A 10,461-nucleotide genomic window follows, 5' to 3' on the forward strand; every position below is an offset into this window, starting at 1 on the left:
ATCAAAAACAGAGCGGGTGCTTAAACACTAAAGCCATAAAAAATTGCGAAGCCCTTTAGTCTGAAGACAAAGGGCTTCGCTACAAAACCCGCTTCCTGAGTTCCGTTTTCAAAACCTTACCATAGTTATTCTTCGGTAAACTTTCGATCTCGATATAATCTTTTGGACGCTTGAAGCGCGCGATATGCGCGAGGCAATGCGCATCGAGCGCCGTTTTATCGACATGTCCGGCTTGAACAGGAACAATGAAAGCAACAACATCTTCGCCCCATTCAGGGTTTGCGCGTCCCACAACTGAAACCTCGGCGACGTCTTTATGTGTGAGCAAAATTTCCTCAACTTCACGCGGATATATGTTGGTACCACCTGAAATTATCAAATCTTTTGAACGATCTACCATCGTGAGATAGCCTTCTTCGCTCAAAAAACCCATGTCCCCTGTCATAAGCCAACCGTTGATGATCGTTTTCGCGCTCGCTTCGGGATTCTTCCAATATCCCTTCATGACAGGATCACCGCGAACCATGATCTCGCCTGTCTCTCCTCGCGGCAAAATCTGCGCATCTGCGTTGCCGATTTCGACTTGAACCGCCGATTGCGCGCGCCCAACAGAGCCAAGGCGAGACCGCCAGTTTTCACGCGAGCGATCTGAAATGTCTTGCCGTGAAAGCGACGTGATACCCATCGGGCACTCTCCCTGCCCGTAGATTTGCACAAAAACATCGCCGAATTGATCAACCGCGTCGATAATATCGGCAGTATACATAGGACCGCCCGCGTAGACGACGCTTTTCAAACCTTGGCCATTATACCCCAAGGCCTTAGCGGTTTCGCTCATGCGCTTTACCATTGTTGGCGCGGCAAACATATGAGCCGATTTGAAATGCGCGCTAAGCTCGAAAATCTCAGCCGGCTCAAAACCGCGAGACGCAGGGAATACGTGACGCGCGCCATTCAGCACATGCACCATGTTGTAAAGCCCCGCTCCATGAGAAAGCGGCGCGGCATAAATCGCGCTGTCCTCATCCGAAACACTATCGACATCAGAGAGGTAGCAAAGCGAAACTGACACCAACATTCGGTGAGAAATCATCACCCCCTTCGGGTGCCCAGTTGTTCCTGACGTATAAAACAACCACGCGAGATCATCTGGTTGGCACAGTGCGCACTCATCAACCGCCAAGTGCCCTTTGATTCGAAGAAAAACATCGGATTGGACGTCGACAAGCTCTGTTTTCGCACGCGCTTGGCGAAGGGCGTCTAGCTTTTTACCATTGGTATAGGTGATCTTTGCATCCGCGTCCTCAATGATCCAAGCCGCTTCGCGCGCATGCAACTTAGCGTTAATCGGGACAACAGCGGCACCAGCATACCAAGCGCCGTATTGGACGATCAAAAATTCGGGTAAGTTGTCCATAAATATCGCAATGCGATCGCCTGCCGAGACCCCTTGCCCTCTAAGCCAACCCGCAACTGAACGCGCGGCTCTATCAAAGCAGGAATAATCCGCGATACAATGGGTGCCATCAAACAAAGCAGGTTTGGCTGGCGTTTGCTCCGCGCGCCGCGCTAGCCAACTTCCAATATTCATCCGTTTCGCCCCCATCTAGTTTGCATCGCTAAAGGCAAGCAAACGGGCCTTTGATCCCGAGGGCAACGCAAAATCGCACACACTAGCCGATTTTTCCCCTCGAAACTTGCGATTTCAAAGATCATCTTGACTGAAAGTCCGCGTCTTTTCACATCGACAAACTTACCCTATAAGCGGCCAGAGCTTCGCGCGGTGAAACAGGCGTGAACGTAGTCAGAAACATTGAGAGATAGCATGACAAACAAATCACATGAGGACGATGTTGCATTTATTCAGGCACTTGCAGAATTGCTTCGCAAGAATGATTTGACCGAATTGCAGGTCAAACGGGCCTATGCCGAAGATGATAGCCTCAATGTGCGCGTTAGCCGTGCCGCTCCGCAAGTCATTGCAGCGCCAGTTCAGGTCGCAAGCGCGCCCGTCGCCGCGCCTGTGGAAACAGCGCCTGCACCAGCAGCCGTGTCAGAAGATCCAGCGAGCCTGCCGGGCGCAGTCACATCGCCAATGGTTGGAACGGTTTACATGCAGGCAGAGCCAGGCTCGCCTGCGTTCGTGAGCCTGGGTGCGCAAGTATCCGAAGGCGATACTCTTTTGATCGTAGAAGCCATGAAAACCATGAACCACATTCCAGCGCCGCGCTCTGGTAAGATTACCCGAATCCTGGTCGAAGATGGGTCTACAGTAGAATTTGGCGCTCCGCTCGTCGTTATCGAATAAGGCGCTGACATGTTTGACAAAATTCTAATCGCCAATCGTGGAGAAATCGCTCTTCGCGTAATTCGTGCTTGCCGAGAGATGGGCATTTCGTCTGTCGCGGTGCATTCAACTGCGGACGCTGATGCGATGCATGTTCGCATGGCGGACGAGGCAGTTTGCATCGGCCCGCCGCCCGGCACGGACAGCTATTTATCTATTCCAGCCATCATCGCAGCTTGTGAAATCACAGGCGCACAGGCAATTCATCCCGGCTATGGGTTTCTGTCCGAAAACGCCAACTTCGTGCAGATCATTGAAGACCACCAACTGACGTTCATCGGCCCAACTGCCGAGCATATCAGAACAATGGGCGACAAAATCACTGCAAAGGACACCATGAAGGCCCTTGGCGTGCCTTGCGTTCCGGGGTCCGATGGCGGCGTACCCACGCTGGAAGAGGCAAAGCGCCTCGGCGATGAAATCGGCTATCCAGTCATCATCAAAGCCACAGCAGGCGGCGGCGGTCGAGGGATGAAAGTCGCGCAAACAGCTGCGGATATGGAAAGTGCGTTTCTGACGGCGCGCGCCGAAGGCAAGTCCAACTTTGGGAATGACGAAGTCTATATTGAGAAATACCTCACGACGCCCCGCCATATAGAGATCCAAGTATTTGGAGATGGCAAAGGGCGCGCGGTGCACCTTGGTGAGCGCGATTGCTCGCTTCAACGTCGCCACCAAAAGGTATTTGAGGAAGCGCCCGGCCCAGCGATTAGCCCAGAGGAACGTGCTGAAATCGGAAAAACCTGTGCCGATGCTGTCGCCAAAATTAACTACATTGGCGCAGGAACTATCGAGTTCTTGTATGAAAATGGCGAGTTCTATTTCATTGAGATGAACACGCGCTTGCAAGTGGAACACCCTGTCACTGAAAGCATCTTTGGCGTTGATCTTGTGCGCGAGCAAATCCTCGTGGCTGCGGGTCAGGACATGTCGTTTCAGCAAGACGATCTCGAAATCAACGGGCACTCGATCGAAGTGCGCATCAATGCGGAAAAGCTTCCGAACTTTGCCCCCTGCCCCGGAAAAATCACGCAATATCATGCGCCTGGCGGCCTTGGTGTTCGCATGGACAGCGCTCTGTATGACGGGTATTCGATCCCACCATACTATGACAGCCTGATCGGTAAACTGATCGTTCACGGGCGCAACAGGCCAGAAGCTTTGGCGCGCTTGAACCGCGCTTTGGGTGAATTGATCGTGGATGGAATCGACACGACTGTCCCTCTTTTCCATGCCTTGCTGCAAGAGCCTGACGTCCTGTCGGGCGACTATAACATCCATTGGCTCGAGCACTGGCTTGAGAACAATCTTAACGGCTGATCGGCTAACATGGGTTTCAGGTGCATCGTTTCTAAACTAGGTTAACGCTATGCGCGATGATGCACCGCCCTTAACACCCCAACTTTTACTGCATGCCTATCAAGCTGGCGTGTTCCCGATGGCAGATTCTCGGGACGATCCTGAAGTGTTCTGGGTCGATCCACGGCTGCGTGGAATTCTCCCATTAGGTGAATTTCATGTGTCACGTTCCCTGCGCAGACGCATGCGCAATGTCAGTTGGACCGTGACGCACAACAAAAATTTCGAAGGTATCGTCGACGGCTGCGCGGATCGCACGGATACATGGATTAGTCACGATATTGCGCGTCTTTACAGCGCCTTACACAGAATGGGCCATGCCCATTCATTGGAACTCTGGGAAGATGATCAACTGGTGGGCGGCGTCTATGGCGTCGCATCAGGCACTGCATTCTTTGGCGAAAGCATGTTTTCAAGGCGCAAAGACGCTTCAAAAGTCGCGCTTGCCTACCTCACAACGCATCTTTCCAAATGCGGGTTTACGCTGTTCGATACGCAGTTTTTAACAGATCACCTTGCCAGCCTTGGGGCAATTGAAGTCTCTCGCCAGCACTACCATCTGCTGCTGCACGACGCTTTACAAAGTAGTGCCAATTTTAATGACTATCCGCCTGCAACCCTTCAAGAAGTTTTACAGCGCAAGACCCAAACATCGTAGCGCGAGTGCTCCATCGCGTTCAAAGCGGGCGATGATGCCACCATCCAGCCCGTGAAGACGGAAACAGCCGTTTCCGTTTCGCTTACATCTAGATACGCAAATGCGTCATTTGCAGGCGCACCTTCGGGATAGCGACACGCACGAAGCGCTACCGTCAGTTGGCCCACTTGAAGGCTCGCTCCGCTTGCCAGCTCATAGTTTGAGCTTTGGCCGCTGACTTTATCTAGAATGCGCAATTCTGCGCCGGTGCCAGAAGACACAGCTTGCTGAGCATTTATCGGCATTGCGAGACTGCAAGCCATTGCTAACAAGGGTAAAAACGATTTCATTCGTTAGATCCAGAAACAAATTTCAGAAGCAAAGACACCAAGCTGACCGCGCTCTGAGTGTCTTCAATCTCTGATGATGGTTCATACATAAATGGCGAGCCTCCCGGAACAATCTCAACAAAGTTGCCCCCTAGAAGCCCTTCAGACGCAATGGTGATTGCACTGTCATCCGGTATCTCAACACCCTCGTTAATCGCGATGACAGTGTCCGCGCGGAAGGTTTCTACGTTCAACTCAACCGAATTGACCGAACCGATTTTAACCCCCGCAAGGCGCACATCTGTTCCAACATTCACCCCTTCAAGCGAGCGAAAGCTTGCGGTGAGCGGGTAAGAGCCTGAACTGGCACTCACGCCAGTGATTTGGGCAGCGTAGACCAAGAAGCCGATCGCGATCGCTAAAACCGCGCCGCCGACTGCTACTTCCGTTTTGTTTTGCATCATATTTCGCCCAACCTCTGTGCTGTGCTGGACTTACTCAGGCACCCACGCCTCGTAATCGGTGCGATCAGCGGGCTTGGCGCGGCGGATCGACCCGGACGGGGCGTAAGCTTGCAAGGTACCCGTTAGGTTTTCCTGATGCGGCTTTTCCCAAGGCTTGTGCGCAAGCGGTTTGTCTGTCGGCGGTTCATCCCAAGTGTGGTGAATCCAGCCATGCCAATCAGGACTGATCTTACTGGCTTCAATTTCGCCATTATAGATCACCCAACGCTTTGATTTATCACGACTTTGGTAATAAACATTGCCCAAATCGTCTTCACCCACACGCTCACCTTTGCGCCATGTGAAAAGCTGTGTGTTCAAGGTCTGCCCGTTCCACCATGTGAAGAGGCGTAGGACTTTACTGACAATACCCATGGATCACTCCGCTTGTGTTTCTCTTGATATGCCCGAATGTCGAGCCAAGGTCTAGAGGCCTCAAAACGCAAAAAGGCAGGCATAGCGCCTGCCCTCGCTGAAATCCGCCAATCAGGCTTAACTCGCTGTCGCGGACTCTTTTTTGGCTTCGCCGTGGATCATCAAAGGCTCAGCATTAGAGTTAACCGCCTCTTCATTTACGACGACTTCGGTCACGCTATCCATACCCGGCAATTCGAACATTGTATCGAGCAGAATATCTTCCAAGATAGACCGCAATCCGCGCGCGCCTGTTTTACGCTCGATCGCGCGTTTGGCGATTGCTCTGAGAGCTTCGTCTGTGAATGTCAGCTGTGTGGATTCAAGCTCGAACAAACGCTGGTACTGTTTGACGAGCGCATTCTTCGGCTCGCTCAAAATGGTGACCAGCGCATCTTCATCAAGGTCTTCAAGCGTTGCGAGAACTGGCAGACGGCCGACAAATTCAGGGATAAGGCCAAAGCGCAGCAGATCTTCCGGCTCGAGGTCCGTAAAGATTTCACCGATTCCGCGATCATCGTTATCACGGACATCCGCACCAAAGCCCATAGCAGAGCCTTTTCCACGCGCCGCAATAATCTTGTCGAGGCCGGCAAAGGCACCGCCGCAGATGAAGAGGATATTGGTGGTATCCACTTGCAGGAATTCCTGCTGAGGATGCTTGCGCCCGCCCTGCGGTGGAACCGAGGCAACTGTGCCTTCCATCAGCTTCAAGAGCGCCTGCTGAACACCCTCACCCGAAACATCGCGGGTAATGGACGGGTTTTCAGATTTGCGCGTAATTTTATCTACTTCGTCGATATAAACGATACCGCGCTGTGCTTTTTCGACGTTATATTCGGACGCTTGCAGCAATTTGAGGATGATGTTTTCCACATCTTCGCCGACATAGCCCGCTTCTGTGAGCGTCGTCGCATCGGCCATTGTGAACGGCACATCCAGAATTCGCGCCAGCGTTTGCGCCAGCAATGTCTTGCCGCACCCTGTCGGACCAACTAGCAAAATATTTGATTTTGCCAATTCGATTTCGCCAGATTTCTGCGCGTGATTAAGCCGTTTGTAGTGGTTATGCACCGCAACAGCCAAAACGCGCTTTGCTGTCGCCTGCCCGATCACATAGTCATCGAGCACTTGAGCAATGTCTTTTGGTGTCGGCACACCCTCAGAGCTTTTAAGACCCGCGCTCTTTGTTTCTTCGCGAATAATATCCATGCAAAGCTCGACACATTCATCACAGATGAAAACCGTCGGACCAGCAATCAATTTACGCACTTCATGCTGACTTTTGCCGCAGAAGCTACAGTAGAGCGTATTTTTGCTATCACCGCCAGAATTGCTTGCCATGGATCACCTTTCAGGCTGCCGCCCTTAATTTACTGCAACGAGATGCCTGTCATCCCATCGTATTCGGCGTAGCTTATGGGAGCCTGCCCCAAGCCACAATCGCAAAAATCGGCGCGCACACTCAAGAAGGCGCGCGCCGATTTGCTTTAGCTCTCTTCGTCGTCGCCTTTGGCGCGGGTTTCGAGAATCTCATCAATCAAACCAAAGTCTTTTGCGTCTTCTGGCGACATGAAGTTGTCACGTTCAAGCGCGTTTTCAACTTTTTTCAAAGTTTGACCTGTGTGCTTCACGTAGATTTCATTGAGACGCGTCTTCAGCTTTTGCGTTTCTTCCGCGTGAATCATAATGTCAGTTGCCTGACCCTGATAGCCACCCGAAGGCTGGTGCACCATAACGCGGCTGTTCGGAAGCGAGAAACGCATGTCTTTTTCGCCTGCCGTCAGCAAAAGCGAGCCCATTGACGCGGCCTGACCAATCACCAGTGTAGACACTTTCGGGCGAATGTACTGCATTGTGTCGTAGATCGACAGACCAGAGGTCACAACGCCGCCGGGGCTGTTGATGTACATGCTGATCTCTTTCGAGGGGTTCTCCGCCTCAAGATGCAAAAGCTGCGCCACGATCAGGCTGGACATACCATCATGCACAGGACCGTTGAGAAAAATAATGCGCTCTTTCAACAGACGCGAGAAAATGTCGTATGCGCGTTCCCCGCGGCTGGTTTGCTCAACCACCATGGGAACCAGCGTGTTCATATATGTTTCGATCGGATCTTTCATATCTCGCCTGCCTACTGCTGTAATGCGTGCTTACCACACGAAGCACTAAGAGAGTCTTAGTGATGCCCCAAGGGGGCCGCAAGGGGGGCGCGGGCATCTGATCGCCAGCTGTGCAAAGAACCTGTTCCTATTAACGGTGAAATAAGCACAATTTGTTTCCTTAATTCTTTACCTTTCGCAGTCTAAAGTGACTTCGAGCGTAATCAGTGAAAGGCATTTAAGATGCCCGACAGTTTACTTGGTGGAATAGTCATCAACGAAATTCTCGTTGATCCTAACGGTGCGCTTAACTTCGACACTGACGGAAATGGCACGGCTGCTGCTGTTGATGAGTACGTTGAACTCTACAACACGTCTGGCAGTGCAATCGATATTTCGGGCCTTGAGCTTTGGGATGCAGGAATCGGTCACTGGTTTACCTTCCCGCCTGGTACGATCCTCGCCGCCGGTGGGCACGCAATGGTGATGTCCGGCTTGCAAGCTGGCGGGTCCCTGCCAACAGGGGATCCGGATGATCTGTTCTTTGAGGCCGGTCGTGCGACGGCATTAATCAACAATGGCGGCGACAACGTCACCTTGTACGATCCGGGCAACGATGAATTCGTTCAAGCGACCTACAATGGCGATTCTCTTGATGATCCGACCCTTGGCGCCGGGGGGTACTCTGGTTTTTCTGCGACTGCGACGCGCAATGGGCTTGGTGAAGACTTTGGCAATGACACAGATGGTCAGTCGCTACAGCGAACAGGAGATGGATCTGACACGTTTGGTTCCGAGGATGCAACGCCCGGCACAACGAACATTTGTTTTGCTGATGGAACCCATGTTCTTACGCCAGACGGGCCGCGCCGCGTTGAAACGCTTGCTGTTGGCGATCTCGTCCTTAACGCTGATAACACTGCTGTGCCGCTTCGATGGATATTCGCAAAAACGTGGAGCGCTGATCAAATGCGCGCACGGCAAAACCTTGCGCCGATTTGCATTTCCCAAGGCGCATTGGGTGTAAACCTACCCTCAAAATACCTACGCATCTCACAGCAGCACCGCATTTTAATTGAAGGCCCGATTGCGCGCCGTATGTTCGGCTCTGATGAAGTTCTGGTTCCTGCAAAAGCACTGCTTAGCCTCGCTGGCGTCTATATCGACGAACCTTCGACGCCCGTCAGCTACTACCACCTTATGTTAGACCAGCATGACATCCTGATTTCCGAAGGTCTTCGCAGTGAAAGCCTCTACCTCGGGAAACAAGCATTGTCGTCCATTCCACACGCCGCATTAAATGAGGCGCTTATGCTTCTGGGGCTTTCCAAAGAAAGCTTGACCCAGAACCGCTATCCCCCTGCACGACCTATTGCGCAGATGAAACAAGCGCGCCGTCTGATCGCGCGACATCGACGAAATGACAAACCTCTCACCCCAGATGGTAAGGTCTATCACATACAAAAGGCCGCGCCCTGATCCAGAGCACGGCCTCAAGTTAGGTCAATCTAGTAAGACTTAGCCGAACATGTCGGACGTGATGCCCGCATACCAGCCAACGCTCTCTTCATATGTTGCTTTACGCAGCGCGGCGTCTTCGCCTGTTTTGCTGATAAAGCCGTCAACCTTCGCGATTTTCTCGTCGGTTGCTTCATATGTTGCGCCAACTTTCACGCCGTTGTCTGTGTCGATCAAGGACCAGCATGTGTTGGAGAACTTCGCTGGGAAGACCTTGGAGCCTGTGAGCGCACCGCGAATTGCCATTGCAGCAACTTTCGCCTGTGAGTTCGCAGAGAAGCCGGACTTCGGCATGTCGCCCTGGTTCGTCGCATCGCCAAGCACGTGAATGTTCTCATCAACGCGAGACTGCATTGTGTGACCGTTCACAGGTGCCCAGTTGCCCTCAGTGATACCTGCGAGTTCGCAAATGCGGCCCGCTTTCATCGCTGGGATCACGTTACACACGTCAACCTTGGTGACTTCGCCGTCGATGGACACAGTCATGTCGTCTGCGTTCACTTCTACGTTGCCGCCGCCAAAGTCTGCGCCGATCCAGTCAACCATACCGTCATAGTTGTCTGCCCAACCCTCTTGGAAGAGCGCCATTTTGGAGAACTTCGCTTTCGGGTCAGCGATGATGATTTTCGCTGTCGGGTTCTTCTCTTTGAGAACATGCGCAACCATAGAGATACGCTCATATGGGCCAGGAGGGCAACGGAACGGGTTGGGTGGAGCAACCATTGCGTATGTACCGCCCTGTGGCATTGCCTCGATCTGAGCTTTCAGAAGCTCGGACTGGCTGCCCGCCTTATAGGCGTGTGGCATTTTGTTTTGTGTGCTTACGTCCCAACCTGGAACCGCGCCGTCGATGAAATCGATGCCTGGTGAAAGAACCAAACGATCGTATGGAACCTTCGCGCCGCCTGCCAAAGACACAGTCTTTGCATCGCGGTCGATACCTACAGCCCAGTCATGCACAACGTTGATGCCATACTCGGACGCCAATGTACCGTAGCTGTGCGCGATGCTCGAGAGATCGCGGAAACCACCGATATAAAGGTTGGAGAAGAAGCATGTGTAATAGGTGCGTGAAGGCTCGATGAGAGTGACGTCGATCTCGCCTTTGCTGTCTTTCGCAAGGTAACGCGCAGCGGTTGCACCGCCAGCGCCGCCACCGATGACAACGACTTTCGGGCGACCGTGTGATGCCGCTTGTACAGTCGGTGCGGACATCGCTGTAGCAGCTGCCGCAGCGCCTGTCCCCATAAAC

Annotated in this window: 11 protein-coding genes; 4 read left to right on the top strand and 7 right to left on the bottom strand. The window is 52.7% G+C overall.

Annotated features, from left to right (window positions below; translation table 11 throughout):
* Positions 1-79 precede the first annotated feature (79 nt).
* Complete coding sequence (locus tag ACRBCU_RS18775) at positions 80-1,591, bottom strand: class I adenylate-forming enzyme family protein (protein WP_431366925.1); 1,512 nt, start codon at positions 1,589-1,591, stop codon at positions 80-82.
* A gap of 234 nt (positions 1,592-1,825) precedes the next feature.
* On the opposite strand from ACRBCU_RS18775, the gene accB reads away from it, so the two are divergent.
* From accB to aat, 3 genes are read left to right on the top strand one after another with little or no spacing between them, the layout of a single operon-like run.
* Positions 1,826-2,308, top strand: coding sequence for an acetyl-CoA carboxylase biotin carboxyl carrier protein (gene accB / locus ACRBCU_RS18780; RefSeq protein WP_431366926.1), 483 nt, complete (start codon positions 1,826-1,828; stop codon positions 2,306-2,308).
* A gap of 9 nt (positions 2,309-2,317) precedes the next feature.
* Positions 2,318-3,667: an acetyl-CoA carboxylase biotin carboxylase subunit gene (gene accC, locus ACRBCU_RS18785; RefSeq protein ID WP_431366927.1), complete on the top strand. Its 1,350-nt coding sequence runs from the start codon at positions 2,318-2,320 to the stop codon at positions 3,665-3,667.
* 49 nt (positions 3,668-3,716) lie between these two features.
* A complete protein-coding gene (gene aat / locus ACRBCU_RS18790) occupies positions 3,717-4,364 on the top strand; it encodes a leucyl/phenylalanyl-tRNA--protein transferase (protein ID WP_431366928.1) in 648 nt (215 codons plus the stop codon).
* Here the strand turns inward: aat and ACRBCU_RS18795 are convergent.
* The 5 genes from ACRBCU_RS18795 to ACRBCU_RS18815 all read right to left on the bottom strand — a co-directional run bounded on the left by ACRBCU_RS18795 (position 4,328) and on the right by ACRBCU_RS18815 (position 7,712).
* Entirely contained in the window at positions 4,328-4,693 is a 366-nt protein-coding gene (locus ACRBCU_RS18795) for a DUF2155 domain-containing protein (protein WP_431366929.1), read from the bottom strand. The genes aat and ACRBCU_RS18795 overlap by 37 nt on opposite strands.
* Positions 4,690-5,136, bottom strand: coding sequence for an outer membrane lipid asymmetry maintenance protein MlaD (mlaD, locus tag ACRBCU_RS18800; RefSeq protein ID WP_431366930.1), 447 nt, complete (start codon positions 5,134-5,136; stop codon positions 4,690-4,692). The genes ACRBCU_RS18795 and mlaD overlap by 4 nt, the downstream gene beginning before the upstream one ends.
* A gap of 30 nt (positions 5,137-5,166) precedes the next feature.
* A complete protein-coding gene (locus ACRBCU_RS18805) occupies positions 5,167-5,550 on the bottom strand; it encodes an NADH:ubiquinone oxidoreductase subunit NDUFA12 (RefSeq protein WP_431366931.1) in 384 nt (127 codons plus the stop codon).
* A gap of 117 nt (positions 5,551-5,667) precedes the next feature.
* Complete coding sequence (gene clpX, locus ACRBCU_RS18810; RefSeq protein ID WP_431366932.1) at positions 5,668-6,933, bottom strand: ATP-dependent Clp protease ATP-binding subunit ClpX; 1,266 nt, start codon at positions 6,931-6,933, stop codon at positions 5,668-5,670.
* 146 nt (positions 6,934-7,079) lie between these two features.
* A complete protein-coding gene (locus ACRBCU_RS18815; RefSeq protein WP_431366933.1) occupies positions 7,080-7,712 on the bottom strand; it encodes an ATP-dependent Clp protease proteolytic subunit in 633 nt (210 codons plus the stop codon).
* Between the two features lie 222 nt (positions 7,713-7,934).
* Between ACRBCU_RS18815 and ACRBCU_RS18820 the strand changes: the two genes are divergently transcribed.
* The gene (locus ACRBCU_RS18820; protein ID WP_431366934.1) at positions 7,935-9,170 is read left to right on the top strand and encodes a Hint domain-containing protein; all 1,236 of its coding nucleotides are present in this window, start codon (positions 7,935-7,937) and stop codon (positions 9,168-9,170) included.
* A gap of 39 nt (positions 9,171-9,209) precedes the next feature.
* Here ACRBCU_RS18820 and ACRBCU_RS18825 read toward each other — a convergent pair.
* On the bottom strand, positions 9,210-10,461 hold a 1,252-nt coding region (locus tag ACRBCU_RS18825; RefSeq protein WP_431366935.1), incomplete at its 5' end, for an FCSD flavin-binding domain-containing protein.

The sequence above is a fragment of the Planktotalea sp. genome, from assembly GCF_050633725.1.
Lineage (GTDB): Bacteria > Pseudomonadota > Alphaproteobacteria > Rhodobacterales > Rhodobacteraceae > Planktotalea.

Coding starts and splice junctions, on each gene's coding strand:
- ACRBCU_RS18805 (WP_431366931.1), bottom strand. CDS start 5,550: ATGGGTATTGTCAGTAAAGTCCTACGCCTCTTCACATGGTGGAACGGG.
- mlaD (WP_431366930.1), bottom strand. CDS start 5,136: ATGATGCAAAACAAAACGGAAGTAGCAGTCGGCGGCGCGGTTTTAGCG.
- accC (WP_431366927.1), top strand. CDS start 2,318: ATGTTTGACAAAATTCTAATCGCCAATCGTGGAGAAATCGCTCTTCGC.
- aat (WP_431366928.1), top strand. CDS start 3,717: ATGCGCGATGATGCACCGCCCTTAACACCCCAACTTTTACTGCATGCC.
- ACRBCU_RS18820 (WP_431366934.1), top strand. CDS start 7,935: ATGCCCGACAGTTTACTTGGTGGAATAGTCATCAACGAAATTCTCGTT.
- ACRBCU_RS18815 (WP_431366933.1), bottom strand. CDS start 7,712: ATGAAAGATCCGATCGAAACATATATGAACACGCTGGTTCCCATGGTG.
- clpX (WP_431366932.1), bottom strand. CDS start 6,933: ATGGCAAGCAATTCTGGCGGTGATAGCAAAAATACGCTCTACTGTAGC.
- ACRBCU_RS18775 (WP_431366925.1), bottom strand. CDS start 1,591: ATGAATATTGGAAGTTGGCTAGCGCGGCGCGCGGAGCAAACGCCAGCC.
- ACRBCU_RS18795 (WP_431366929.1), bottom strand. CDS start 4,693: ATGAAATCGTTTTTACCCTTGTTAGCAATGGCTTGCAGTCTCGCAATG.
- accB (WP_431366926.1), top strand. CDS start 1,826: ATGACAAACAAATCACATGAGGACGATGTTGCATTTATTCAGGCACTT.